This window comes from Undibacterium sp. GW821-FHT07F11 (genome assembly GCF_059418665.1).
In genome coordinates this window covers 178,145-204,250 of the sequence record NZ_JBWKQH010000009.1, presented here as the reverse complement: position 1 = coordinate 204,250, position 26,106 = coordinate 178,145, and the positions used below count along the sequence as shown (strand labels likewise).

At 51.0% G+C, this 26,106-nt stretch carries 21 protein-coding genes; 10 read left to right on the top strand and 11 right to left on the bottom strand.

Annotated elements, in window-relative coordinates; all coding sequences use genetic code 11:
- Both kynA and kynU read right to left on the bottom strand, forming a co-directional pair.
- A complete protein-coding gene (kynA, locus tag AC07OI_RS22305; protein WP_492708168.1) occupies window positions 1–852 on the bottom strand; it encodes a tryptophan 2,3-dioxygenase in 852 nt (283 codons plus the stop codon).
- A 118-nt stretch (window positions 853–970) separates the two neighbouring features.
- Entirely contained in the window at window positions 971–2,227 is a 1,257-nt protein-coding gene (gene kynU, locus AC07OI_RS22300) for a kynureninase (RefSeq protein ID WP_492708166.1), read from the bottom strand.
- 426 nt (window positions 2,228–2,653) lie between these two features.
- Between kynU and AC07OI_RS22295 the strand changes: the two genes are divergently transcribed.
- The 4 genes from AC07OI_RS22295 to AC07OI_RS22280 all read left to right on the top strand — a co-directional run bounded on the left by AC07OI_RS22295 (window position 2,654) and on the right by AC07OI_RS22280 (window position 5,942).
- A complete protein-coding gene (locus tag AC07OI_RS22295) occupies window positions 2,654–3,130 on the top strand; it encodes an Lrp/AsnC family transcriptional regulator (RefSeq protein WP_492708165.1) in 477 nt (158 codons plus the stop codon).
- A gap of 38 nt (window positions 3,131–3,168) precedes the next feature.
- Window positions 3,169–3,660, top strand: coding sequence for an NUDIX hydrolase (locus tag AC07OI_RS22290; protein ID WP_492708164.1), 492 nt, complete (start codon window positions 3,169–3,171; stop codon window positions 3,658–3,660).
- Window positions 3,661–4,063: 403 nt separating this feature from the next.
- Entirely contained in the window at window positions 4,064–4,834 is a 771-nt protein-coding gene (locus AC07OI_RS22285) for a hypothetical protein (RefSeq protein ID WP_492708163.1), read from the top strand.
- Window positions 4,835–4,994: 160 nt separating this feature from the next.
- Window positions 4,995–5,942, top strand: a complete 948-nt coding sequence (locus AC07OI_RS22280) for an MBL fold metallo-hydrolase (protein WP_495258735.1) — start codon at window positions 4,995–4,997, stop codon at window positions 5,940–5,942.
- Between the two features lie 56 nt (window positions 5,943–5,998).
- Here AC07OI_RS22280 and AC07OI_RS22275 read toward each other — a convergent pair whose 3' ends face one another.
- The gene (locus AC07OI_RS22275) at window positions 5,999–6,997 is read right to left on the bottom strand and encodes a type II secretion system F family protein (RefSeq protein WP_492708159.1); all 999 of its coding nucleotides are present in this window, start codon (window positions 6,995–6,997) and stop codon (window positions 5,999–6,001) included.
- Between the two features lie 62 nt (window positions 6,998–7,059).
- Between AC07OI_RS22275 and AC07OI_RS22270 the strand changes: the two genes are divergently transcribed.
- From AC07OI_RS22270 to AC07OI_RS22260, 3 genes are all read left to right on the top strand, one after another.
- A complete protein-coding gene (locus AC07OI_RS22270) occupies window positions 7,060–7,599 on the top strand; it encodes a hypothetical protein (protein ID WP_495258734.1) in 540 nt (179 codons plus the stop codon).
- Window positions 7,600–7,645: 46 nt separating this feature from the next.
- Entirely contained in the window at window positions 7,646–8,311 is a 666-nt protein-coding gene (locus AC07OI_RS22265; RefSeq protein WP_492708155.1) for a hypothetical protein, read from the top strand.
- Between the two features lie 119 nt (window positions 8,312–8,430).
- Complete coding sequence (locus AC07OI_RS22260; protein ID WP_495258733.1) at window positions 8,431–8,964, top strand: glycine zipper 2TM domain-containing protein; 534 nt, start codon at window positions 8,431–8,433, stop codon at window positions 8,962–8,964.
- A 95-nt stretch (window positions 8,965–9,059) separates the two neighbouring features.
- Here the strand turns inward: AC07OI_RS22260 and AC07OI_RS22255 are convergent, their stop codons facing one another.
- Window positions 9,060–10,145, bottom strand: coding sequence for a serine hydrolase domain-containing protein (locus AC07OI_RS22255; protein ID WP_495258732.1), 1,086 nt, complete (start codon window positions 10,143–10,145; stop codon window positions 9,060–9,062).
- 116 nt (window positions 10,146–10,261) lie between these two features.
- On the opposite strand from AC07OI_RS22255, the gene murJ reads away from it, so the two are divergent.
- From murJ to AC07OI_RS22240, 3 genes are all read left to right on the top strand, one after another.
- Complete coding sequence (murJ, locus tag AC07OI_RS22250; RefSeq protein WP_492708149.1) at window positions 10,262–11,815, top strand: murein biosynthesis integral membrane protein MurJ; 1,554 nt, start codon at window positions 10,262–10,264, stop codon at window positions 11,813–11,815.
- Between the two features lie 194 nt (window positions 11,816–12,009).
- Entirely contained in the window at window positions 12,010–12,339 is a 330-nt protein-coding gene (locus AC07OI_RS22245; RefSeq protein WP_495258731.1) for a hypothetical protein, read from the top strand.
- A 312-nt stretch (window positions 12,340–12,651) separates the two neighbouring features.
- Complete coding sequence (locus tag AC07OI_RS22240) at window positions 12,652–13,950, top strand: right-handed parallel beta-helix repeat-containing protein (RefSeq protein WP_492708145.1); 1,299 nt, start codon at window positions 12,652–12,654, stop codon at window positions 13,948–13,950.
- A gap of 102 nt (window positions 13,951–14,052) precedes the next feature.
- On the opposite strand, the gene AC07OI_RS22235 is transcribed toward AC07OI_RS22240, so the two are convergent.
- The 7 genes from AC07OI_RS22235 to AC07OI_RS22205 are packed head-to-tail and all read right to left on the bottom strand — an operon-like array spanning window position 14,053 to window position 25,668.
- Window positions 14,053–15,261, bottom strand: coding sequence for a serine hydrolase domain-containing protein (locus AC07OI_RS22235; protein WP_495258730.1), 1,209 nt, complete (start codon window positions 15,259–15,261; stop codon window positions 14,053–14,055).
- A 59-nt stretch (window positions 15,262–15,320) separates the two neighbouring features.
- Window positions 15,321–16,121 carry a YfaP family protein gene (locus AC07OI_RS22230; RefSeq protein ID WP_495258729.1) on the bottom strand — a complete coding sequence of 267 codons (801 nt, stop codon included), beginning with the start codon at window positions 16,119–16,121 and terminating at the stop codon, window positions 15,321–15,323.
- A gap of 5 nt (window positions 16,122–16,126) precedes the next feature.
- Window positions 16,127–16,906, bottom strand: a complete 780-nt coding sequence (locus tag AC07OI_RS22225) for a YfaP family protein (RefSeq protein ID WP_492708139.1) — start codon at window positions 16,904–16,906, stop codon at window positions 16,127–16,129.
- On the bottom strand, window positions 16,903–18,687 hold the full coding sequence (locus tag AC07OI_RS22220) for a DUF2300 domain-containing protein (RefSeq protein WP_495258728.1): 1,785 nt from the start codon (window positions 18,685–18,687) through the stop codon (window positions 16,903–16,905). The genes AC07OI_RS22225 and AC07OI_RS22220 overlap by 4 nt, the downstream gene beginning before the upstream one ends.
- Window positions 18,665–23,332: an alpha-2-macroglobulin family protein gene (locus AC07OI_RS22215; protein ID WP_495258727.1), complete on the bottom strand. Its 4,668-nt coding sequence runs from the start codon at window positions 23,330–23,332 to the stop codon at window positions 18,665–18,667. Before AC07OI_RS22215 ends, AC07OI_RS22220 begins: the two co-directional genes overlap by 23 nt.
- A 9-nt stretch (window positions 23,333–23,341) precedes the next feature.
- Window positions 23,342–24,079 (bottom strand): DUF1175 family protein, encoded by a 738-nt coding sequence (locus AC07OI_RS22210; protein WP_492708133.1) that lies wholly within the window; start codon window positions 24,077–24,079, stop codon window positions 23,342–23,344.
- Window positions 24,076–25,668 carry a DUF2138 family protein gene (locus tag AC07OI_RS22205; protein WP_495258726.1) on the bottom strand — a complete coding sequence of 531 codons (1,593 nt, stop codon included), beginning with the start codon at window positions 25,666–25,668 and terminating at the stop codon, window positions 24,076–24,078. Before AC07OI_RS22205 ends, AC07OI_RS22210 begins: the two co-directional genes overlap by 4 nt.
- Between the last annotated feature and the right edge of the window lie 438 nt (window positions 25,669–26,106).

Sequence of the window (26,106 nt, the reverse complement as noted above, 5' to 3'; positions counted from 1 at the left end):
TTATAAGGCCGTCCGCAAAGAAAATAATTCCGGGAACAACACCACGTCCAGCATCTTGCGCAAATAGCTGACACCTGCGGTGCCACCCGTACCAGCTTTGAAACCGATGATGCGTTCTACCGTAGTCACATGACGGAAGCGCCAGATGCGGAAGGCGGTCTCCATGTCTACCAGTTTTTCTGCCAGTTCGTACAAGGACCAATATTTTTCTGGTGTTTGATAAACTTGCAGCCAGGCTGCCTTGACGGATTCATTGGCGACTACACCTTGTGACCAGTCCTGTTGCAGGCGGTCTGCATCAATGACAAAACCCTGGCGTGACAAGAGCATGATGGCTTCATCATAAATTGAGGGCGTGCGCAAGGATGCATCCAGGGTTGCGTGCACTTCGGGTTTGCTCTCATGTACAGTCATCAGGGTGGCGTTCTTGTTGCCCAGCAGGTATTCCAACTCCCGGTATTGATGTGACTGGAAGCCTGATGAAGCACCAAGGTAAGGGCGTATTGCCGTGTATTCGCTAGGCGTCATGGTGGACAAGACATCCCAGGCATGCACCAGTTGATCCATGATGCGGGCAACGCGTGACAGCATCTTGAAGGCTGGAGGCAGATCATTGCTGCGTATGTGCTGACGTACTGCATGCAGCTCATGCAGCATCAGCTTGATCCACAGTTCGCTGGTCTGATGCTGGATGATGAACAGCATTTCATTGTGATTGGGGGAGCGTGGATGCTGGGCCGTAAGTATCTGGTCCAGACCCAGATAGTCGCCATAGCTCATGGATTCACTAAAATCGAGTTGCGCGCCATGCCATGACATGGGGCATTTGCCTGCTTGTTCGTTGTTGCTCATGATGTTTCCTTAAATATTTTCCAGGCTTAAAACCATTATCCAAAGAGGCACAGAGGAGAAAAAATTCTTCCAGGTTTTCTCTGTGAGCCTCTTTGCCTCTGTGTTGAGAGGTCTTAAATCAAGTCACTGCATTACGTTCAGCATTTGCATCGTAATCTTTGCTGTCAAGAATATCGCGCAAGCCTTCTGCTGCATCCCATACATCAACGAAGCTGGTGTATAGAGGTGTGAAACCAAAGCGCATGATGGCGGGTTCTCGATAATCACCGATGATGCCGCGCTTGATCAGTGCCTGTATCACTGCATAGGCATGCGGGTGTTTGAAACTGGCCTGACTGCCGCGTTGCTGGTGCTGGCGTGGGGTAACCAGTTCCAGCGGATGTGCTGCGCAGCGGGTTTCTACCAGGGCGATGAACATATCAGTCAGTGCCAGCGATTTTTTGCGTATGGTCTGCATATCTGTCTTGCCGAAAGTATCCAGTCCACAGGCAACCATGGCCAGTGAGGTGATAGGTTGGGTGCCACACAGGGCGCGTCGTATACCTGGGGTAGGGGTAAAGCCAGGGCTCATGGCAAAGGGGCTGGCATGGCCCCACCAGCCGGACAATGGATGATGGAATGCTTCCTGATGGCGTGCTGGCACCCAGATAAACGCTGGTGAGCCGGGACCACCATTCAGGTATTTGTAAGTGCAACCAACAGCAAAGTCAGCATTTGCGGCATTGAGATGCACAGGTACTGCACCGGCAGAATGTGCCAAATCCCACAAAATCAGTGCACCGTGCTGATGGGCAAGGGCAGTGACGGCTGCCATGTCATGCAGATAGCCGGTGCGATAATTCACATGCGTGAGCATGACCAGTGCCGTGCTGTCATTGATGACTTGTGGAAGTTCATCTGGTGAATCGATCAACTGAATTTGATAACCGCGATCCAGCCAGCGGGTGATGCCTTCCGCCATGTAGATATCGGTAGGGAAGTTGCTGCGCTCGGTAATGATAGTCTTGCGTTTGCTGTCAGTAGCCTGTATCTGTAGCGCGGCAGCAATTGCCTTGAACAGGTTGACCGATGTCGTGTCGGTGACGACCACTTCATTGACTTCAGCGCCAATCAGTGGCGCAAGCTGGTTACCCAGAGTGGATGGCAGATCGAACCAGCCTGCAGTATTCCAGCTCTTGATCAGATCTGTTCCCCATTCGCGGGTGATAACATCTTGTGCTCTTTGCAGCGCTGCCTTAGGGCGGGCACCGAGAGAATTGCCGTCGAGATAAATCACACCGGCAGGCAAATCAAATTCTTCACGCAGTGCGGCCAGCGAGTCTTGCTGATCAAGTTTTTCGCAATCGCTGCGGGTGATGGTGGCGGTTTGTGGCATTACAACAGGCTCCTCAATATGGTCCATACCGGAGATGCATCAAGTCCGGCGTGTTTAAGTGACAGGCAAATCAATTCATCATCTCCAGTGGCGGCCTCGCCGAAGGCAATGACTCATGGGAAAACATGCAGAGATTTTATGCCGGATTGCCTGAATTTTTCTTGCAAATTGCAGCATGAAAACTAGAATTAATAGAATATTCTGCGAATTATATTTAAAATTTTGATATAAAATGCATTGATGGGTTTGTGCATCGCGCAAAGGCGTCAATTTGTTTTTGTTTTTACAATTTCTTGTTTTTATGCTCTTGGTAATGATAGATTAAAAAAACACTCGCCACAAAGTAAGGAAATGTCGTTTGCAAGCGGGCTTTCTTTTTACCTTGCCTTCGTTCTGAGAAGTTTATTCTTAAGCTTAAAAGGAAATATGCAACTTGACGCCACCGATCTGAAAATCCTCCAGCAATTGCAGACTGATGGCCGTATCAGTAACCAGGAACTGGCGGACAAAGTATTCCTGTCCCCATCATCCTGCCTGCGTCGCGTGCGCATGCTGGAAGACGCGGGCATCATCCATCATTATTGTGCAGTCATTGATGCTGCGGCTGTTGGGCTGGAAGTCGATGCCTTTGTCCAGGTCACCATGCGCCGCGATGTAGAGCAATGGCATGAGAATTTCTCGCAGGCCCTGCAACAATGGCCGGAAGTAATCGGGTCTTATATCATCACCGGGGATGCCAATTACCTCTTGCGCGTACGTGCCCGTAATCTAAAGCATTACTCAGCATTTGTGCTCGAACGTTTGTATAAAACCACGGGTGTGCTTGATATACGTTCAAACATCGTGCTGCAGACATTGAAGGACACACAGCAGATTGCCACCAGTTTGCTGGTGGCCGAATAAACCAGACTGGGCCAGATCAACATTTCCATGTTCAAGCCATGATTTCTTTTGACATTGATGAATACCGCTATAACCTGCGGGCTGCTGCCATCATTCTGGATGGTGACAAGGTGCTTTTGCATAAGATCGAAGGCGATGCATTCTGGTGTGTGCCAGGTGGACGTGTCGATGCTGGTGAACAAGCTGCGACCACTGTGGTGCGCGAAATGCAGGAAGAATTATCAGAACAGGTGACTTGCGAGAAATTCTTGTGGACGGTAGAGAATTTTTTTGAATACCGGGGGCAAAAACATCATGAACTGGGTTTGTATTTTTTAGTTCGTCTTTCGCCTGATTCGCGTCTCTTGACAACTGCAGGCCCATATATAGGTAATGAAGGAGATTTGAAATTGACCTTTAAGTGGTTTGAGCGAGCGGAGCTGACGACACTCGATATACGCCCTTCGTTTTTAGCTCAAGCATTGGCCGAGTCTGATCTGCATATGCAGCACATGGTGCATGAAGAAAGTACTGGTGCGCAATCGGTCTGAGCATGATCACCTGATGTAGGATTATTCAAGGAACAAACCTCAAACTCATCCAGCTCAGCATGGCTTGAGTACCAATTAATTCTGATCTGCATCGGATTTATTTCACCTGCAATTCTAAATTTACCTGTCCGACAGTCATGTCTTACAGTTTTTTAGGACTGGTCCGATACGTATAAATTGCTGTTCTGATTACACTGTGCCCAGTATGTTCAAAGTAATAAAACTTAGCAGGACATAAAAAATACGCCAATATTCGCGAGAGTTTCTGGCCATCCCTTTTTATTGTTTTGAGCTTACAGCATCCTGTATTTGGCGACAAAGCGCGTACAGGTTCTTAGTAATTTCAATATTCTCATGCGCATTTCGCGCATCGTATTGTTTAATCAGTATTCAGGAGATTTATATGAAAAACGGACGTCAACAAGACAATTCTTTCCAAGACCGCGATCGCCAGATCAAAACACACCACGTCAACACCGGTAGTCGTCATGATACTTACGGCCATCAGAATGACTTCGGTCAGGATACACGTCACGGATATTCCCATCACGCGAATGATGCCGGGCGTGAACAAATGCAAAACCGCAATGCCGGTTTGCAAGGTTTCTATGACGGTCAATATGATGGTCAATATGATCTGGATGGTGGTCGTCAACAAGATCAGCGCTATCTGAACCAGAATGGCCAGGGGCGTTATTACCCGGATCAATATGACCGTCAGAATGCCGGTCAGCCGGGGCGTTCTTACGGTCAGCAGTCCAACCAGGATTGGTATGGCAACCAGGCCAATGATGGTCGTTATTATCCGAATGACTTTGACCAATATGACCGCAATCCCAACACCTATCCACGATTGAATGCGGGCGGCTACGATAGATATGACCGTGGCAATAGCCAGCAAGTGACACGTGGCGGATATGAAGATAGCCGTCATGCACAGCAAGGCGGCCACTTCGATCCAGATTATCATCAATGGCGTAATCAACAAATTGAAGCACTCGATAATGATTATGAAGACTGGCGCAGGGAGCGCTATCAAAAATTCTCTACTGAATTTGATGCATGGCGTAGTAGTCGCTCGGCTAATGCGACAAAAAATGCACAAGAAAAGAATGGCCAGAACACAGCTGTCTCTGCTGCTACTGACAACAACTCAGCGGGCAAATCGAAATAAATACTTGCTGCCTGAGTAATTTCAACGATTGTTGAAAATATGGGAAGACAGATTTTTTGCCTTCCCTGTTTCAGTTATGCATTAATGCAAATCTGCTCTGGTGCTCATGATAGCTTTCTGCCACAATTTGTAAGTCACATACAAGTTTGCGGAGCCCGTCATGCCATGTCTTTCGCGTCCCATTCGTCTTGTTCAATCCATCCTTGGCGCCAGTCTCTTACTTATCAGTTCCTGTGTGCTGGCTATCTGTCAGCCCGGTAAGCTGGTAGTGCAAGTGCTGGGTTCCGGCGGGCCAGAACTCAGTGATCAGCGTGCCTCTACTTCTTACCTGGTCTGGGTAGAGCAAAAGGCCAGGATACTGATAGATTTTGGCAGTGGTGCTGCACTGAATTATGAAAAATCCGGCGCCAATCCGGCTGAGCTGGATGCGGTGCTTTTCTCGCATTTTCATGTTGATCACACGGCGGATTTTCCTGCGCTGGTCAAAGGTCTGCCATTTGCTGGCTATGATAAAGAGCTGCGTGTTTTTGGCCCACCCAAGCGAAGTGTTTTTCCGGGGATAAAAGAATTCATGCATGCCCTGTTTAATCGTGAAACGGGTGCTTATGCCTATCTGGCAGATTATGCAGACCCTGATGTCAGCAGCCAGTTCAAAATGGAACTTGAAGAGGTGGGTCTCAAACCTAAAGAAATCAAGCGCTACGATATTGATGAAAGTCTGACGGTCAGTGCCGTCAGCGTCTTGCATGGGACTGTGCCTTCATTGGCGTGGCGAGTGGAAAGCAAGGGTTGTAGTATCACTTTCAGTGGCGATACCAGCAATACCGATCAGGCGCTGGATCAACTGGCACTAGGTGCAGATGTACTGGTTGCACATAATGCCGCCCGCGAAAATGATCCTGATGAAGTCGCCCGTCTACTGCACATGATGCCAACAGAAATTGGTCGCATCGCTGGCACCGCCAAAGCTGGCAAACTGGTCTTGTCACACCGGATGAAACGTACTCTTGGACATGAGATGGAAAGCACTGCGGCAATACGCAAGAATTATGCAGGCACCATTTTGTTTGCCAACGATATGCAACGTATCATCGTCGGTGGCAAATAAATTTTGGGGAGACCTGCATTGAGCCATGTAGTCTTCCGCGTTTATATAGATGAGTTCTAAAGATCTGCAGGCACACGTGGGCTAAAAGCACCGCTCTTTAAAATACCGTAAGCAATGACTGAAGCTATCAGGGCGTAGGCTATTCTGGGTATCCATTCTGCCACCTGCTTTTGTTGCAGCGCCAGACTGGCGTTTTCCCCTTTGGCATAGCGGGATAGCATTTCGGGTAATGTGCCACTGGCTTCGCCGGTTTGTATCAAGCCCAGCAAGGTGTCGTCGACGATGTCGGGTAGGGCTCGCACAGCTTCTGCCAGTGTTGCGCCTTTTTGCATGCGTGGCAAAATGCGTGCGAGTTCGCGTCTTAATAAAACATTGCTGGCACCTTGCAAACCCAGTGGCAAGGCGTCGAACATGGGCAGACCTGCTTCCAGCAGCAGAGCCATGGTTTGCCAGAAATCGCAAAGATTGCGGCGCTTGTGCATTTTGCCCAAAACGGGCAGGGATAGTAATACCTTATCCAGCCAGGATGCAGGTGCGTCCGCCGGGCGCATCTGGAAGCGTCTATAAGCATAAATACCGCCAGCGACCAAACCCACGGCTAGCAGAATGCTGCGTGCAGCATGCCAGAGATAAGCCGCCATACTTAATGAGCCGGCAACCAGTTGTGGCAAGGGAGGAATAAATAAGGCCAGTATACCCATCAGAACGGGGCGCATCATGCCTGATCTGATCGTGGCAATTTGTTGCGCCTTTTCTTCATAGTAGCTGGCCAGGTGGCGGTAGGTGGGTGTTGGGTCGCCAGCAGCCAGTGCGGCCTGCAGCAAACCTGCTTCCAGTGGCGTCCACAGGCCGCTTTGCAAACCAGCATCGGCCAGGTTTTTGCCGCGTTTAACGGTTCGCAGGGTTTCTACCATCCTGCTTTGGTACGGCGCAGGTAATTTGATCATGGGCAGGGCCTGCAGCGCCGGGATGCCCGCATGGCTTAATGCAGCCAGTTGTTGCAGTAAGTCTGCACGTATGCGGTAGGGTAGGGCCAGTTGTGACTTATTTTTCATGCATGCTATTGTGCCATGGATTAAACTAGAAAAAATTCCTTGCTATGCAACTGGAGAAGCCTATGCGTACTTTGTTGAGGGTACAGCGTTTGTTGCTGCACCTGGCCGCCAGCCTGGGAGTAGGATTGGGATTGGCTGGTGCAACTGCTGCCAGTGCCGCGAATGTTATCACTTTGGTCTGCACTCATCCTGCCATGCGTGAATTTGACTTTTGGCTGGGGGAATGGCAGGTGCATACTCCTGACGGCAAACTGGCTGGAACGAATAGTATCAAGCGTGAATACGATGGTTGCGTCATCCACGAGCGCTATACCACCGGGCGCGGTTATAGTGGCGAAAGCTTGAATATCTATGATGTGCCGCGTAAAGTCTGGCACCAGAGCTGGGTAGATAATAGCGGTACCTTGTTATTACTTGAAGGGCGCTTGCAGGACGGTAAAATGGTACTGGAAGGGCAAAACCTCGCTCCTGAGGGACATAAAATTTTGCACCGTATCACCTGGACACCAAATGCGAACGGGTCTGTACGCCAATTATGGGAGTCCACTGACGCCAAGGGTATATGGGTAATTGCTTTTGATGGCCTGTACACAAAAAAATAGATGCTGATAACGGGATTTTAATACTGAAAATAAACAGGAGAACCTGATGTCCATCGCAAAATTAGCTTTTACAGTTTTATGCATGACCTGTGTCTGGCACGTCCAGGCTTCCGAAATACTTGAACTGCAGGATTATCATGCCAGCGAAGCCAAGGTCGGCAAGACTGGCCCATGGCTGGGTTTACAGCAGACAGACAAGCGCTGGCGTCTGGTGGCGGTCAAACCCAGCTTCAAGAAAATACCTGACCCCATCAGCGGAGAGGGCATAAGGGTGACTGCAAACACATCCAATGTCAGGATGTTGTTGTCTGACCCGGGTTTGAAGGCGGGCGCAGTTAGTGTCTCGGACGAGGTCAGGCTGGTCAGCGGGTCCATAGACGAAGAATTCGAGTTATCGACCTTACCGTCACTAGGGCAGGAAAGACTGATGCACCTGCAAGGCAATGCATATAGTCTGCAAAACCGCGAAGGTAAAATCTACCTCAAATATGCTGGCACTGAACAATATCTGTTCGACTATGTCGAAAACAAGGAAGACAATAATGCCCGCCTGATCTGGGTGGGAGATCTTGATCATGATGGCAAACTCGATTTCATCATCGATACCTCAAATCACTATAACGTCACAGAACTGCGGCTGTATTTGTCGGGGCAGGCGGCAAAAGGTGAGTTGTTGAAACTTGTGGCCACACGCAAAAGCACTGGCTGTTAATCTAAGCTGTATATCCTCAGGTTACATTTGCTTACCTGCGTAACATTATTCATGTCTCCTTTTTAATAGCCTCATGCGTTGTTGGAGCATGAGTCATTGTTAAACTGAAGGAGATCGACATGGAATTAGCCAATGCCAGCAAACGCATACACCCCTTGGTAGCGGGTGCTGCATGCTCAGTCATACTGGTGAGCCTCTTGGGCGCTGCTGCTCTCACAGGCGTGCTGCCAAGTTCCCACAGCACGGCAACGCCGGCCAGTAATGCTGTGCCTGCCATGGGCAGCAATGCCAATTTGATGAGTCCCGCAGTCAATACTGCCATGCCGGTTGCCAATACTGGAAATCAACCAGCGGCTAATTATGCGAGTCCTCAGTATGCAAGCCCACAGTATCCAAATACTGCGCAAAATAATTATCCTGCGCCAGCACCAGCCAGGGTTGTTCAAAGCAGCGCCCATCATCAGCCTGTCAGAAATTATCAAACACAGCCAGCGCAGGCAAAGAATAGCCCGGTTGGTATAGGTGTTGGTGCAGTAATCGGTGGTTTGGTTGGTAGCCAGATAGGTAATGGTAACGGCCGCACGCTGGCTACTATTGCTGGCGCTGTTGGTGGTGGTTATGTAGGTAATGAAGTAGCGAAAAGAAATCCATAACAGGATTTTAAGATTTTAAGTAATCCATGATACGAACGGAATGCCGGCGTTAACGCTGGCACTCCGTTTTAAATTAATGCGCATTAGCGTATTAGTTAGCGCGAATTCGTTGTGCTCATCAGCGAACGCAATAAATCCGCTGCAATGCCTTTATTGGCCCAGGTTTGCGACAAATCCAGATCACCATTGGTGCTGACGATAATGAGGATATTCTGGTTTTGCAAATCCACGAGGTTCAAGATGCGTACACCGGCTATCCAGCCCTGGCGTTCGACGATCATGGCTGGCACGCCATCGTCACTGGCCTTGAATGGATAAGACCAGACACCTATCGCACCGCCGACATTATTTGGCTTGACCATCTCATCGCGGCTCTTGGCGGATAGGTATTTGCCGCGCATGAATGCCAGGTCAAATGCATACAAATCCCGCAAAGTGCCAAAGCTGCCCCCAGCGGGACCGTAACTGGCAAAGTTCACCGCAGGTTCAGGCTTGCCACCCAGGGTGCCATGAATATGGGTTTTAACATCCGGCTGGGCTGCAGTATAGTAACCAACATTTTGCATGCCAGCAGGGCTGAAGATGCGCTGTTGCAGCAAGCTCAAAAAGCTTTGCTTGTTGATCTTTTCCAACAAGGCACCCAAGACAATGTAATCGCAATTGTTATAGTCAAATTTACTGCCCGGTGCTGCATTGGATGGCCCAGCGCACAGGCCAGTTGCAAATTTCTGTATATCGTCCCCGCTATTGGCATCCATCATATGTACTGCCGGATTGACCATCTCATTGTACAAACCAGAATAATGCGTCAGCAATTGACGCAGGGTGGCGCTACGGGCCTGCACATTGGGATAATCCGGCCAGTAATGCCCCAGCGTCTGATCCAGTTGCAGTTTGCCCGCTTCAACATCTTGCATCACTAGAATGGCGGTCATTTGCTTCGTGATAGACGCAAAACGGAAAGTCTGTTTGATATCAGTGACATTGCCGAAAGCTTTCTCCAGCAAGACCTTGTCGCCACGTGCGGCAAATACCAGACCTTGAAAACCGGTATTTTTGAGGTTTTTGGCTGATTCTTCAAGATTAGGGATAGCCTTGGCTGGTGCCGCATAGCTGGCTGGACTCAGCAAGCTGGTGGCAATAATGGCAAAACTGGCAAGGTGGCGATGAAGGTAAGACATGTTGTGCTCCGGTACAGTAGTCGAGCAGATGCTCTGGCCTGAATATTAACAAAAGTTTAGCCTTAGGCTAATAGCCTTTGTGATCGGTAATTAGCCTCAGGCTATAATGCCGCTCTATGAATCTATTAAGAACCCTTGCCTCCATCAGTGGCATGACCATGTTGTCGCGGATTACCGGACTGGTACGTGACGTATTGATTGCCACACATTTTGGTGCGAATGCCTTTACTGACGTATTCAATATCGCTTTCCGCATTCCCAATCTGTTGCGGCGCATGTTTGCCGAGGGGGCTTTTTCGCAAGCCTTTGTGCCCATCCTGGCAGAATACAAGAACAATAAGGGTGATGATGCAACCAAGCAGCTGATCGACCGTGTTTCTACCCTGATGACATGGACCCTGGTATTGACCTGCATCCTTGGCATCGCCGGCGCACCGATTTTGCTTTATTTTTTTGCTGAAGGCTATAGAGGCAAGCCAGAGGTTTTTGATATGGCCGTGGTCATGACTCGCATCATGTTCCCGTATATCGGCTTCATGTCCATGGTGGCGCTTGCTGGTGGGATATTGAATACCTGGCGCGAATTCAAGGTGCCGGCCTTTACGCCAGTTTTATACAATCTGTCTTCGATAGCGGGTTCGCTGTTCCTCGCACCTTATCTTGAAAAGCCAATTTATGCACTGGCTATCGCCGTTTTTGTGGGTGGTGTCTTGCAACTGGTGGCACAGGTGCCCTCCTTGATCAGGCTGGGCATGTTGCCCAGCATCAGTTGGCGTATCGGTACAGCATGGCAGGACGAAGGGGTACGCCGCATCATGCGCAATATGGTGCCCGCCATCCTGGCGGTATCCGCTACCCAGATCAGCATCGCCATCAATACCAGCCTGGCATCAAAACTTGCTCCTGGCAGCGTGACCTGGCTGGCCAACGCCGACAGGTTGATGGAGTTTCCTACGGCCTTGCTGGGTGTCGCCCTGGGTACCATCTTGTTACCAGGTCTCTCCAAAGCGCATTCAGATGGCGACACGCTTGAATATTCCGCCTTGCTCGACTGGGGCTTGCGCCTGACTTTTTTGCTGGCCTTGCCTGCTGCAGTCGGCCTGGCAACCATACCCGATGCCCTGACATCTACTCTGTATCATCACAACAAATACGATGACCATGCAGTGCAAATGACATCCAATGCCCTGATTGCCTATGGCGTGGGTTTGCTTGGACTTATCGTCGTCAAAATCCTGGCCCCGGGTTTTTACGGTAAACAGGATATACGCACACCTGTAAAGATTGCCGTAGCCGTCATGCTGGTGACTCAGGCATTGAACTATGTGTTTGTGCCGCACCTTGCTCACGCTGGCCTGGCCTTGTCTGTCGGCCTGGGGGCCTGCGTGAATGCGATTTTCTTGTATACAGGCTTACGCAAGCGCGGTATTTACCAGCCGCAAAAGGGCTGGTTGATGTTCCTCGTCAAACTTTTTGCCGCTTTGGTATTAATGGCTGGCATAGCCTTGTGGACTTCAGCGCAATTCGATTGGTTAGGCATGCGCCATACACCTGTCTTGCGCGCTGGCGCTTTGGCTCTGGTGTTATTTGCATGTGCGGGGACGTATTTTGCAGCATTGGCACTCATGGGCTTCAGACCCAGGGATTTCAAGAAAGTGACCAGAGTCTGATCCCTTAGCCCCTCTACTTGACGCAGTGTCAACCGCGATCATCCTTACCTGACATAGTCATTATTGCTGCCCGGCTGCTGGCTGATTAAAATGCCTTCAGCCGATCAGGTAAGCCAGTGCATTCTGTGGATGGATTCATGCATAGTTTTCTTGTCGGATTCAATGAAACCTATTTGCCATGAAAGAGTTGAACCATGTCTGACAACCATGCACTGATTACAGATGCGGAAGACACACCGAAAAAATCCTGGCTATTAAAAATTATGGGATGGTTAGTATCGATCATTATTTTGATCGTCGTCGCCCAATTTATTGCTGGCTTAAAAAGCGACCAGAAAACAAAATTTGTTAATGAATCACGCAGCCTGGCAGAGATTGCCTGTGCTGGTGATGCTGCCTGTCTGGCGATCGTGAAAGCAAAATTGGATATCTGCCTGGAGCTGCATTCTGAATCACATAAAACAGGAAAATTTGGCCGCAAATACACTTTGCATAAAGAGGAGTTTTTAAGCTGCATGAAGTAGTTAAAGATCCAATTTTTGTCTTGGATGAGCCTTCGCCGGTTTGTAATATTTCATCTGAAATTTGATTAGGACGGCAAAATCCGGGTCACAAAAGAATCAGCAAGATGATTGAAGAACGAGGCTAATTCCGTACAATTTCTCCTATATACATCCGATAATGCACAGATCAGGAAACTGATATTGAAGAGTCAGGAAGAACTCATTAGCGGCATTCACAATTTTAAAAGCGACGTATTTGTGAGCATCCAGCACCTGACTTCGCTTTTCATCTGTGGATGTTTATTATCGATGGAGACAAAGGGGAAGTACGGAATGAAAAAAGTCATATTGGCAGGACTCATGTTTGGCATGGCGGCAGCAAGCAGTGCTGCTACTTATTATGTTGCACCCACTGGTAATGATGCAGCGGCGGGGACCAAATCAGCACCATGGAAATCCATAGCCCGCGCCCAGGTTGCAGCAGTTGCTGGCGATACTGTCTATTTCAGAGGTGGTAACTACAACTACACTGCAGGCATCAACACTTGCGCGACTCGTACTGACATCGTCAACGCGATTACGCTGGACAAGAGCGGCAGTTCAGGCAGTCCGATTCGTTACTGGGCTTATCCTGGTGAGACACCGGTATTCGATTTTTCGCAAATGAAGGATGATTGCCGTGTCAAAGCCTTCAATGTGGTTGCCAACTGGGTGCATTTGAAAGGGCTGGAAGTCACCGGTGCGCCACAACAACCTGGCAACCGCCTCAACCATGAATCATGGGCAGTATGGATCAACGGCAGCAATAATACGTTTGAACAACTCAATACCCATCACAATATGGGGCCGGGCCTGTTCATCCAGAATGGCGGCAACAACCTCGTTCTCAATAGCGATTCCCACCACAACTACGACCCCTACACCTCGAATGGCGCAGGCCAGAGTGCAGATGGTTTTGGTGCCCACGTCAAGGCGGGCAACCCCGGCAATGTATTCCGTGGCTGCCGTGCCTGGGCCAATTCGGATGATGGCTTTGACCTGATCAATGCCTATTCACCAGTACTGATAGAAAATTCCTGGACCTGGTCGCAAGGTTATTTGCCCGGCACCACCACACCTTTGGCGGCGGGTAATGGCAATGGCTTCAAGCTGGGTGGTTATGGTGGCGTGTATGTATCGAATGCTGCCAAGCACACCATACGCTTCTCGGTCGCCTTCAACAACAAGGCTGCTGGTTTTTACGCCAATCACCACCCGATAGCGAATGACTTCTACAACAATACCAGCTACGGTAATAATAGTGATTTCAATATGCTGGGCATTGATGCAAACGGTAATGCAGTTAATCTGGGTAACCTGCGCAATAACATCGCGTTTGGCGGTACGCTGGTGTCCAATATGACTGGCGCAAACGATCAGTTTAATTCCTGGAACCTCGCAGTCACGGTTTCGTCCGCTGACTTTCAAAGCATATCCACCACTGGCTGGGACGCGCCACGTCAGGCCGATGGCAGCCTGCCGGTATTGAACAAGTTCCGCCTGGTCACCGGCAGTGACCTGATCAACAAAGGTAGCAATGTCGGCCTGCCTTTCAACGGATCAGCACCTGATCTGGGAGCGTTTGAAAACTGATAGATCTGATCATGAATAGGATGAGATGCGTTTGCTTCATAACTGGTGCTGGACTGCGTTATGAGGCAAACGCATTTCACCCTATTTATGAAATGAGTTCTACTATTTGTGCAGCGATGCCTCGTTTTCTCTGTTCTTGCAATTAGTCGGTAAATACCCTTCCCACTTCCAGGGTGTATATACATCCTGTATCAGCAAGGCCAGCAGCTCTTTGAAGATGCTATCGCCATTAGAGCTGTTGCTCATGATGACAACACCGATTTTTTGTTCGTCAAACACGACGGAATGGTTTTCCCAGCCGTCATCATGGCCTTCTTTGAAATAGGCTTTGCCATAAGGTGTTTGAAAAATACCCCAGCCCAGGCCATAAGCCAGTTGTATGTGCTTATTTTCATCTGTTGATGCGGTCGATAAGGTAGGGAACTGGCTGGGCGTGGCGATGGCAATCTGCGGTGCCAGCATGACGGCTTTTGCTTCTGTACTGATGATGCTTGCCTGCATGAGGCCTTGGATGAAATGGGCATAGTCATTGAGTGTCGTGTCCATGGAGCCGGCGGCATTCACTTTTTTCCTTTTTACATGGCCCAGTGGTTTCTCTTTTTCATCGTGGCCGACAGCCAGGTTGTCATTGAAACGGTCTTGCCATTGCATGCTGGTGTTATGCATGGCCAGGGGATTGAAAATGCGCTCCTGGATTAATGTTCCTGCACTTCTTTGCGTGACGGTTTCAACGACGAATTGCGCCAGATTGATGCCTTCGCCTGAATACGCATATCTGCTGCCAGGGGTAAATTTAATCTCCAGTTTCTTGCCGTGATTGAGCCAACGAAAATTGGCAAAGCCTGCAGTGTGGTTCAGCAGCATGCGCAGTGTAATTGTCAGATAGCGCGGGTCATCGGCGAGGTCCCGGTAATTGTCATAGTCTGGCAGGGGTTTGGGCAGATATTTTTGTATCGGTGCGTCCAGATCAAGCAAACCTTCGACCACTAGCTGCGCCACCAGCGTGGCAAACACTGCCTTGGTGAAAGATGCGCCGTACATGACAGTGTCTGTAGTCAGCGGCAGTTGCTTTTCTTTATCGCGCAAGCCAAAGCTTTTGGTATAGACAATTTTATTGTCGTTGAGGATGGCGATATTTAGCCCGGTGACACATGAGGCTACCATCATGTCACTGATCTTGTCTTCTATGGTTTGGGACGAAATGCTGGAGCCGTCAAGCCGTTTGATGATGACGGGTTGTGCAAATGCCGTAATACCTGCGGCAAGCAGCAAGGGAAGAACTGTGCAACTGATCAACGCATGTCGCCACATGATGCAGTTCTTCCTTCAGGAAAATTCTTGCGTTTGTTTAGCTAAGGTAAAATCTTGTCTCAAAACATGAACGATTTCACCAGGTTCAAATCTCCGATCTTGCGTAGCGGTATAACAAAGCTTTCGCGTTTTTCCTTGGCGGTGTTTTCATAAAATACCAGGGTTACACGGGCAGTAATGATGGGTTGCTTGCGCTGACCTTCGTCAAAATTATAACCACCTGCACCATAGTTACCCCAGTAGTTGACGAAGACATGGTAGGCACCATGCTTGGGGGCGATGGTCGTGAACATTTCCGGCCCTGGCCCATCGACGCTGTCTACATCGAGCCCACCGCCACCGTTCAGTATGGGAGCAGCAAAAAAGGCGTGCTGACCATCCGGTGTGATGATGTGCAGGTCAACCTCTGCCTCAGGTGCATCCCACGAACAGATGACGCGTAACTGTGGTGACAGTTGCTGGGTATTGGCTTCGTAATATTGCACGCGCTGCAGGCTCTTGCCGTCTGGTCCCTTGATTTCTATATTGTTGGAACCGCTGCCAAACGCATAATGACGTTCATAGCGGCCATCAGTGCCGTAATTGAGCACCATGGGGTTGCCATTGACGATGAGGGTATGCTTGCGCTGCTTGCCAGCATCAAGGATATGGCCTTCAATGAGGGTACGGTTTTTTTGCGTACCGCGGTCTATCGGCGGCAAGGGATAGGACGCACGTGTATCGCCGGATTTATCAGTCAGTCCACCATAATTCCAGCCGCCGCGCGGGCTATTGATGGTGGGTTTGTCTTCAGCGGCACAATTGGCGGCAGCGATGAAAAGGGCGCATGCCAGCAGGGATGGTTTGATTATCGTTTGCATGATCATCATGGATAGGTAAAGGATTTAACCAGGGTCAGTTCACCGGGTTTGCGCAATGGCACCTGAAAGCTTTGCTGTTTTTCTGACAGCGTACCTTCCTGGCTGATGATGGCAACCCTGGCGATGGTCAGGTTTTTTTCATCGCCGCCGCTGCCGTAATAATTCACGTAGACATGATAGCTACCTTTGGGGGGCGCAGTATTGGCATAGATTTCTGGCCCATAACCGGTGGTGACATCGACATCCAGTGCGCCGCCGTTTTGCACGACACGGTTACCATAGAATACGTGCTGGCCATCAGGTGAGACCACATGCAAGTCAAGGTCAGTGCCGTCGCTGTCCCACGATAAGACTACACGCAGGCGTGCATTCGGGCGGCTGGTATTGGTATCGAAAAACTGCACACGCCTGACATCACTGCCATCGGGGCTACGTACTTCTACATTATTGGAGCCTGAGCTGAATGAGTAAGGACGGGAAAACTCACCACCTTCACCTATGGACAAGGGCATGGCTGCACCATTGACGATGAGCTTGCCTGGCTTTTTTTTGTTGTTGGTACTGATGCGACCTTTGATGAGTGCCATTTCATTCTGGCCTTCGGCATTGACTGAGGATGCAGGGTAGTGCACAGGTTGTTTAAAGCCTGCTGCCTCACCGCCACTATTGCGCCAGCCGCCACGTGGCAGCTCTATTGTGGTGTCTGCCATCGCAGTGCAAGACATGGCAGCAAGCAGGCTGCTGACCGTGCAAATAATGAGTCGCTTAGGGTGAAACTTGATCATGTTGTTCCTTCTATGAGACGGCGTGCCAGTTTTTCTACATAGTCTTCATTGGCGCCGTTCGGATGAAATCGTAAAGCCAGATGCAGGTATTCATGGGCGAGGGTGATGCGCTCGTCCAGGCTGCGCCAGCCGCGGGCGTAGATACGCATGCGTTTCTGGTCAGAATAGGGGTTGCCACTTGCCAGCAAGCAGATCGCAGGTGGTGTATCTGGATGCTCAAAACCGGGTTCTCGACGCAAGATGCTTTGCCATTTGCTGCTGGCACTGGTGCTTGTCAGCCAGGTTTGTGCTGCGGCCAACGGCTTGCAATCGGATTTGCCATTGAAGCTGGCGATATTGGCTTGTGGATAACTGGTAGCCAGAATGCGTTCAAAATTCCAGCCCTGGCTGGCCTGCTTTGTTGCATCTTTCAATGACATGCGGTTGGTACCAGCACTGTCATTGTGATAACGCACGTTTGCCCCTTGCAGTATCAGGTCATCAGTGAACCAGGCGGCAGCCAGGGCAGCGTCGGTGGGCGCATTGGCACTGACACGCTGGCGGGTCGTGCTATCGGCAATGCGCCAGCAGCCATGATCAAGGGTGGCGTTCTGTATCAGGTAGCTGCGGGCTGCAATCGCCAGACTGCGGGCAACTTGTATGTTATTGGCATCGCCCTCACGGTCTATGACGCGGGCGACATAGTCGTTGATGCCGACGCGACCTGTGATTTGCGGAGCCATGCCTGGAGAGCGTTGCAGCGTCAGGCTGCCATTGCTGTTGATGTCCAGGCTATTGCCGTTGGTGAATTGCAGCCTGTATTTGCCGGACAGTGTTCCAGCACGTGCAGGAACACTTGTTGCAGATGCAGACAATACTTCGCGCAAGGGATAGCGCGCAAAAAAGTCCACATCCACGCAATGCGCCTCGTCGCCAGCATTCTCGGCATTATTGATGTTTGTCCAGCGAGGTGTGGGCAGGGTAGTTGCCAGCGCACTAGCCCAGGTAGTGAGTGTAGAGCGGCTGGAGCCACGCGCACCAAACCAGAAAGGCGTGCCATCAGCCAGCCAGCCTGCTGCACCGCCAAAGGCGCTGTTGTCAGGCAAATGCCAGGAATAGGTTTTGTAACGTATGCCTGTACCCAGTTGTGCCCAGGCTTCGCGGCCATAGCCTTGCACTGCGGTTTCCAGCAAGGCAGTGCGGGCAGTTGAACGAGCATGTGGAGAAAACTTGCTCAGGGTTTCCAATAGTTCTTTTACGCTGATCTGGGTGTCGGGCTGCAGTTGCGCTGTGCGCTGCAGCCAGTTGGCGTCACTGCGGGTTTGCCAGTAGTTTTTCCATGCCTTGTCATTGATGCTCAGGCGCGCTGGTGAAAAATAAGGGGCGCAGGAGCGCGCCAGGGCAGAGTCGCGTTCTACCTGCTCACCGGGTTCACAGCAATACAGGTCTTCGTTTTTCTCTTGTTCTTCACGCACGTTCTTGCGCAAATCTTTTTTTGCTGTGCATGTATAAGCAGCTTCCTGCACATGATTGTCTTGCAGGTAGGCGTAGACAAATAACTTCCACAAGCTACCCAGGGGTATCTTTTGATCTATGGTCTTGTTGTCCTGAGAGTTCAGGGAGCGCATTTCCACCTGGCCATCACGCAGCCAGGCGATGGTGGCCGTGCTGGCTGTATCTGCTGCAGCATGAGCAACTGGCGCAACTTGTGCAGACGCAGCCAGCGTGACTACGGTCGCGCTGGCAAGCATGATGGTGCTGATCGCTTTGCGGGCAGGATCAGCGGATTTCCATAAACGCACGTGGCTTGTCCTCAAAGGCTTTCTGGTCTGGCTGGTACATGCGGTAGTAGCGTGCAGGTGGCAGGGCGAACTTGCCGGTTTGTGCCGCGCGTACCAGGTGACGTATCACCACTTGTCCATCCAGTGCATCTACTGGCACGGCATAGCCGCGTGGTGTTTGCTCGTAGCGTGCACGCTCCATCGCTTCCATATCTTTGCCGCCAGGGTAACGCAGGCTGATGCCCCAGGTAGAACGGTCTGCCGAAGTGCCTGGTGGCAAAGGTACTTCAACAATACCGAAGTTCAGTTCTGGGCCAGATGTGCGGGTAAGTACCACTTCATCGAGATAAACTTCATCAGTTTTCAGGGCTGCACCATCACCCAGCAATTCCAGCTTGAAGCCAGCCTTGCCTGCGACTGGTTGCACAGGTGCGCCAGTAGCCGGGTTGACAGCAGGCTTGCTGGCACTGCTCGGCGCTGGTAGCGCTTCTGGTACCAGACGATAAATACGGCGTTCCACTTTCACAGGCAGGCTGGATTTTTCTGGTTCACGGCTGTCGAACTGGGCAATTGCCATCATGCCTGCGCTTGGGTTAGAAGCCATTTTGATGACAGTTGGTGTTGGTGTAGCTGCGGTAGTATTCCAGCGATAGACGCTTTGACCTGTGACAGTTTCGCGCGCTTGCCAGCCAGCTTCGAGTTCTACCTTGGCCATGTTATTGCGCAGCAGAGGATCATTGCTGCCAGACTTGCCACCCAGGGCGCGGTAAGTCCACAGCAGGCTCAGGGCGCGGTCTATGGTAGGCGACTCTGACCTGACGCGTTCCAGCACAGCAGCAGCATCGCTGGCAGGACGTTTGCCAGTCAGTATCAGCAAGGCTTCACCCAAAGGCAGGTCAGCCTGGTGTACACGGGCTGCTGCTTCTGGCAAGGTCGTGACGGTAATGCCTGTCAGATTACCTTTGCTTTGCTGTACCACATAGGCAGCCAGCAAGGTGCTCATGGCATGTTGTACATCATCATCCTTGTTGGCAAAGATCATGCTGTTCATGCCTGAGCGCGGGGTGATCACGACAGGTTTCGCAAACGCACCTTTGGCACCCAGCTCTTCACTGAGGGCTTCGGCCATGGATTTTACCGGCAAGCCCATATCTTGCATCCAGTACAACATCAGAGCGCGCTGCCAATGTGATTGCTTGACGCCATCCTTGCGGTAGACATCATTCAGGCGGTCAAAATGGCCTTCTGGCAGTGACAGTTTCAAGGCGCGGCTGGCATGCCAGTCGGCATAGTAGGCATAGGTGGTCAGCAGGGCATCGCCATCTTTTTCTGGCACACTCCACCAGCCAAAAGTCGCGTTTGGCCCGGCCATTTGCGCCAGGCGGAAGCGGTAGCTATACAGTCTTTGCGTTAATTGTGCTGCCAGTCTTTCTTCACTAGGCAAGGTTGATTGCAAGGCCAGGCTGTAAGGGATGAGACGGCTGGAAGTCTGCTCAACGCAGCCATATGGGTAATCGATCAAATCATCCATCAAACGGCGGAACTGGGTGCTGGCACTGTCAGCAAATTGCAATTGCAGGTTGCTGGCATCTGGCGGCAGTTTCAAGACTGTTTCCTTGCCAGTCACAGGCATACTGACCGAGCGCTGGCTTAGCCAATGCACAGGAATAACTTTCAAGGGCACATTCAGCGCATCAACAGTCTTGCCGCCTACAGCCAGTGACAGGTCTATCTTGTTATCCAGGCCATTGGCTTTCAAAGGCACGGAGATAAAATTTGCACCAGGTTTCAGTTTCAGGCTTTCTTGCTTGTTGACGCCGGAGCCAGTGATGTTCAGGTTGGCACTGGCATCCTGGTTGCCCTGATTGAAGATGGCAATGCTGGCATTCGGTGCATCCTGCACACGCATCCAGTTCGGACTGGTCCATTTTACATAGAAATCTTTGTCTGAGCGTACATAGGCGATGTTCTGGCCTACATTACCGCCAGTTTCCGTTGCACGCACAGTAATGCGCCAGCGTGTCAGCGAATCAGGCATGGTGAAAGTCAAACGGGCGCGGCCTGTAGCGTCAGTGGTGACATTCGGTTGCCACAGGGCGGTGTCCTTGTCTTCACGACGTGGTCTTTCCAATACCTTGATGGCACGTTCATGGGTTTGCCCGTTGGCTGGCAAGGCCAGCTTGGATGGTGGCACGGCCAGGTCATAGGCGATAAAGCTCAGGCTGGCAGAAGTGCGCACATTATTGCGGCGCGGGTGGTAGAAAAAGTCAGAAATATCTGGTGCAATTTCAGGTTGCAACACATAAATCATTTCATCAACCACGCCCACTGTGAGTTGGCTGCCTGCGGCTGGTTTGCCATCCACCATGGCGGTCAGGTCCAGCGTGACTTTGTCGCCAGGTGCATAGACGGCCTTGTCGGCTTTGACAGCGACATTGATGCGTGGCTGCTCAACTTTCAAACCCAGGTTCTGGAACACATAATCAGCGCCTTTGACATACACCACCGACAGGGTGATGTTAGGGCCATAGGTATCCTGCACAGGCAGTTCTACCTTCCATTGCATAGGTGACAGACGCTTGGCGCTGAGCCAGCCACTGGCATTGCTCATCAAGGCGGTTTTTTCTACCTTGTCACGCTCCAGGGTAAACAATGCCTGATCGACTTGCTGCGGGAAGGTGATCAGCGCACTGGCAGTTTCACCTGGCTTGTAGCTGGTCTTGTCAAACACCATTTCTATCGAGCCCTGAGGCGCACTGACGCCAGCACCACTGACATAATGCGAAGTCGCACCCAGGATATTGCCTGCTGCATCACGTACGGACAGGGTATAGGTACCAGGTTCAGCAAAAGCCAGTGTCAATTTGCTGGCGTTGGCCAGCTTGCCGTTGGATTTCTTCTGGTTTTCCAGTCTTACCCAATCCCATGTTGCCGGGGCACTGACTGTGCTGACGGTATTGCCAGGTACCGGCAGGGCAGTTAGCGCAAAGTTCATGTTTTCACCAACGGCAGAGAAGGCGCGGTCTGCTTTCAGGCTATAAGTGCCAGCGCTACGCTCCACCAGTATTTCCTTGGTAGAACGTACGCGGTAAGCAGCGCCATCAGTTGCCAGCACCGACAAAATATAGCGGCTGGGTTCAGTTGCTGCTGGCAGTTTGAATTCAACGAAACCGTTGCTGTCGGTCGTAAATGTCGTTGTGCTCATCTGTACCGGGAACTGGCCTGCGTAACCCAGATCACCTTCAACAATAGTCAGGCGTTGGGCGCGTACAGTCAAGTCTGCCTTGGCATTGACGACAGGTTTGCCATCGGGATAGACCAGTTGCAGCTTGCCCTTGATTTCTTCATTGGTTTTGTAATCCTTTTTGCCGGGCATGACATTGATTTCAAAATGCGGCTTCTGGTATTCAGCCACACGGAAAGCAGCGCCATAACTATTGCCCTTGTAGCTGAAACGCAGTTCATAACCACCTGCCACGGCATTATCAGGCAACTGGAATACCGTATCACCACCAGACTGCGGTGTCATTTGCAGGGTCTGTGCTGCTACCGGAAAGCCATTCGCATCAAATACCTGCAATTTCAATTCACCTGCCGTGATGGCTGTGGATTCACGGGCAGACATAAAAGTACGGCCCAAAAATTTCACATATACAGTTTCACCAGGGCGGTACAGAGGGCGGTCAGTCACTGCGTACAGCTTGGTGTTATAGATTTCACTATCGTAGTAATAATTTTCTGCGACGAAGACGCCTCCTTTGCTGTCTTCACCATAGACATAAGTCTTCTCAGGTGCATCACGTTCAAAATTGACGATGCCGCTCGCATCTGTCGCGCCTGTACTCAGGATACCTGCGCCATCTGTCCACACTGTTTTTGCATCTGCCACAGCCTGGCTGGTGCGGCGGTCAGCCACCCAGACCAGCATTTGTTTGCTCGATACCTTGGTGACAGCGATAGAGTCAGACACAAATACCAGGGTCACAGCGCGATAGCTACCAACCATGGCTTCTACCAGATACAGCCCAGGTTCTTTTTTACCCAGTGGTATCAGTACATTACCTTTTGGCGAGGTGATGAATTCACTGCTGCTGCCATCCAGTTTGACGCCTTTAGGTGGCTGTATAGGCTGGGCGATATGCACAGGGTAACGGAAGCTATCAACCAAGGTATGCGCCTTCAGCGGCTGGTACAGCGGGTTCATTTGCTGCGGTGTGGGTGCTTTGACCAGCGGGTGCAGGCGTACTTCCGGTGCTTGCGAAGTCACGGCTTTTCTGGCATCCGATGAAAACAGCTTGCGCCACATGCGGCGTGAGGCATCCCACCAATTGTCCCAGGTACGCGCCAGCGCATCAGACACGCCTTTGCCTTTGTAATTGCCTTTGGCATCAATGCGGTGCAAATTCTTTTGCGCCTTCAAAAATTCCAGCGGGTCTTTGACCTTGTAGACGTAGACGTCAACACCACCGAGTTCGGAAATCTGCCCCATGTCCTGGGCTTCCAGCCGCACCATGGCAGTATCGCCAGAACCATAAGCTGCATCACTGAGCAGGAAGAAAGACGAGCCGCCACCGCCATCCTGCGCTATTGCAGGCATGAACAGTAACAAGGCACACAGTGCTGTCAATAAAGTGAAATAACGGGATTGTTTGAATGTAGCTTTCATTGGGCGCTTTCAGGCGGACAAGAAATTGAGGCGATACACGCCAGCAAAATTGGGATTATCTTGGGTAGGGTGCCAGCGCGTATCGCGCCAGGCTTGCAAGTCGCGCAACTTGACGGCGCGCAGACCATTGTCACTTGGTGTGACCGTGCCAGTGTGATAGGCGATGAAAGAGTTCATCCACACCATCAGATGCTGGGCATCGCCCTGATCGAAGAACAGCAGGTCGCCAGGGGCTGCCAGATTGCAGTCCTTACCGCGAAACCTGGCATTCTCCTGCACCATTTCTATGGCACTGACATAGGCCGAGAGAGTACCGTCAGCGAGGCGCCATTGGTGGCGCACTGATTGCGTACTTTGATCAAGATCGATTTCTGGCGGCAGGGCCGTGCCCAGCATGCCATTCGCACGCTTCCATTTTTCATCATGCTCGCGCAGGGACTCTGCCACCGCAAAACGCACGAGGCCTACGCAATCACGCTGCTGCCAGCGTGGTGTCGGGCCTGCAGTCAACTGGGCAGCAATGATGCGTGTCATCCAGGCGCGGCAACTGCGCGACTGGGCTGGTGTCAATGTTGGTGTGGCAGTGACGACAGGTGCAGTGCTTGTTCCAGTTTTATTAGCATTGCTTGCATTGGCAGCAGGCAATGGCACAACCGGCGACGTGACTTTGTTGGCCAGCGCCAGCCTGTGCCAGCCCAGCATCGTGCCGGCGGCGAGCATGCCAGTCAATACATGCCGGCGTTTCAATTGGATTTCTCCTTGCTGATCCATTCAACTTTTTGCCAGGCTTTGCCACTGGCCTGGGCCTTGCTCAGTTCCAGACGGATAGGAGGGTAAGTGGCCAGGGCCTTCATGCGGGCAGGGAGATGGGTTTTTGCCGCTTCGAGGAAATTGGCATCTTCAGGTTTTGCCAGGGCAGCGTAGATTTCTCGTTGCGCCATTTCCGACAAGGGGCGTGGTGTAATCAGACCCAAAGTGCTTTGCGCGCCAGATGTCTGGTCAGCCACGCTGGGGTTGCTGCGGGCGATGGTATCAACCACTTTTTCTACCAGGCCACCATCAGGTGAAAACACCACAAAGTCGCCGCTGGCGGCCAGCGTAGCCATGCTCTTGGTATTGCGCCACAGTTTCTGATCAGGCCTGGCTTTGGTCGTGCCTTTGCCTGGTGCTGCTTGTTCACCGCTGGCAATCGCCCAGCTCGCCATGGCTTGCAAGGTGGCATCGCGGTTGGCAGTGTTCAGTGGCAGTTTGGTGATGAATACTGGGGAATACAGATTCGATTCGCGATACCAGCAAGCCAGGCCAGGGCCGGACAGTGGTGCCAGTGCCTGATCTGGCAATTTGGGCTTGGCATCTGCTTGTTTCAAGACGGTATTGACCATGCTCCAGTCAATTGGCACGGTGATGCATGCGCTGGGGTTTGCCGGTGCCGCAGTCCACAGGGCAGGGTCAAGCAACTGTGCTGAAGAAGTTTTTTTGGAGTCCAGCCAGACCGAGGTTGACCAGTTGCCGCCGAAGTCAAAGCGCATGCCCTTGAAGCCGGATACAAAAGCGCCGTAACCCAGGGCCATGGTCGATGCACCTATCGCCATCGTATGTTTTGCTGTGCCAGCAGCCTGAGCTGGTGCAGGCGCAATATTGTCGAGATCAAATTGCACGGACAGCGCACCATCATGCTCCAGCCATTTGGCAACAGCTGCACGCGCTTCGGTTACGATGCTGTTACTGCCATCGAACAAGAGGCCAGGGTCAGACAATACGACCACTCGATCACCCTGGCTGATCAGCAACAGGGTACGACGCGGATTGATTTCCAGCGCCATGATCTGGGCCTTGCCATTGCTGGTACTGATATCGCCAGCCAGTTTGAGCTGGCCATCTTTCATTGCTACTTTGGCGGCTTCTTGCAAGGCTTTATTGAACAGACCCATGCGCATGACAACGGCATAGTGGCGCAAAGCACCTTTGCCATCGCGCCAGAATGCCACTTCTGCCGGTTCATTGAAAATGCTGGCATACAGCTTGTCTTGCCAATCCAGCTCATGCTCATAGGCAATGCGTTTGACCGCACCGTTCAAACCCAGACGGTCTTCATTTTGCTCATAGTAGAAGGCCAGATCTTCGGTCAGCACATCTTTGGCTATCGGCACTTGCAGCAAATCACGCGGCAGTCTGGATAGACTGCTGGTGCGTATCAAGGCATCCGGTTGTGAGATATCCACCATGAGGCGGGTGCCAACATAGTGGTAATCCTTCCAGTGCTTGCTCAACTGGTAGGCAACAGCAGCAGCGGCAACTGTAACAACAGTACCGGTGACGATCCAAATACGACGCATGAATTCTCCCTCAGGGGTATGGCTTTTTTATTGCACGGATACTATCCAAAGCAGGCTTGCAAGACAATCGTTTGCCGCTGCCTATTTGGTAATTTTCTGTAAGTGTGCTGGTCAAAACTTGAATTGGTAATTGTGTCACGTATAATAAAATAAATTTATTTTGTTGCAATAAATTTTTATCGTATTTAAGCTGGTATTTTTTTGCAGAGTAGTCTTCTTGAGTGGAAAATAAAAACTGTGAAATTGGCCGGTTACTTCCTTAGGGATAATTGCGCAATGCTTAGTCTTCTTGTGATCTGCGCGATAGCTTGTCGTGACTTTTAATTTGCCTATTCCTTTAATAACTGAGGATCAGGTCAGGCTTAAAAATATTTTCCCGCTTTGAAAAAAATGCCGGGTTGGGACGAATAACGATGATGCGCACGATATTTCATGCCA

Excerpts from the sequence above, each read along its gene's own strand:
- murJ (WP_492708149.1), top strand. The coding sequence starts at position 10,262 with ATGAATCTATTAAGAACCCTTGCCTCCATCAGTGGCATGACCATGTTG.
- AC07OI_RS22285 (WP_492708163.1), top strand. The coding sequence starts at position 4,064 with ATGAAAAACGGACGTCAACAAGACAATTCTTTCCAAGACCGCGATCGC.
- AC07OI_RS22295 (WP_492708165.1), top strand. The coding sequence starts at position 2,654 with ATGCAACTTGACGCCACCGATCTGAAAATCCTCCAGCAATTGCAGACT.
- AC07OI_RS22230 (WP_495258729.1), bottom strand. The coding sequence starts at position 16,121 with ATGCAAACGATAATCAAACCATCCCTGCTGGCATGCGCCCTTTTCATC.
- AC07OI_RS22245 (WP_495258731.1), top strand. The coding sequence starts at position 12,010 with ATGTCTGACAACCATGCACTGATTACAGATGCGGAAGACACACCGAAA.
- AC07OI_RS22270 (WP_495258734.1), top strand. The coding sequence starts at position 7,060 with ATGCGTACTTTGTTGAGGGTACAGCGTTTGTTGCTGCACCTGGCCGCC.
- kynU (WP_492708166.1), bottom strand. The coding sequence starts at position 2,227 with ATGCCACAAACCGCCACCATCACCCGCAGCGATTGCGAAAAACTTGAT.
- AC07OI_RS22290 (WP_492708164.1), top strand. The coding sequence starts at position 3,169 with ATGATTTCTTTTGACATTGATGAATACCGCTATAACCTGCGGGCTGCT.
- AC07OI_RS22280 (WP_495258735.1), top strand. The coding sequence starts at position 4,995 with ATGCCATGTCTTTCGCGTCCCATTCGTCTTGTTCAATCCATCCTTGGC.
- AC07OI_RS22275 (WP_492708159.1), bottom strand. The coding sequence starts at position 6,997 with ATGAAAAATAAGTCACAACTGGCCCTACCCTACCGCATACGTGCAGAC.
- kynA (WP_492708168.1), bottom strand. The coding sequence starts at position 852 with ATGAGCAACAACGAACAAGCAGGCAAATGCCCCATGTCATGGCATGGC.
- AC07OI_RS22265 (WP_492708155.1), top strand. The coding sequence starts at position 7,646 with ATGTCCATCGCAAAATTAGCTTTTACAGTTTTATGCATGACCTGTGTC.
- AC07OI_RS22255 (WP_495258732.1), bottom strand. The coding sequence starts at position 10,145 with ATGTCTTACCTTCATCGCCACCTTGCCAGTTTTGCCATTATTGCCACC.
- AC07OI_RS22240 (WP_492708145.1), top strand. The coding sequence starts at position 12,652 with ATGAAAAAAGTCATATTGGCAGGACTCATGTTTGGCATGGCGGCAGCA.
- AC07OI_RS22235 (WP_495258730.1), bottom strand. The coding sequence starts at position 15,261 with ATGTGGCGACATGCGTTGATCAGTTGCACAGTTCTTCCCTTGCTGCTT.
- AC07OI_RS22215 (WP_495258727.1), bottom strand. The coding sequence starts at position 23,332 with ATGAAAGCTACATTCAAACAATCCCGTTATTTCACTTTATTGACAGCA.
- AC07OI_RS22260 (WP_495258733.1), top strand. The coding sequence starts at position 8,431 with ATGGAATTAGCCAATGCCAGCAAACGCATACACCCCTTGGTAGCGGGT.
- AC07OI_RS22205 (WP_495258726.1), bottom strand. The coding sequence starts at position 25,668 with ATGCGTCGTATTTGGATCGTCACCGGTACTGTTGTTACAGTTGCCGCT.
- AC07OI_RS22225 (WP_492708139.1), bottom strand. The coding sequence starts at position 16,906 with ATGATCAAGTTTCACCCTAAGCGACTCATTATTTGCACGGTCAGCAGC.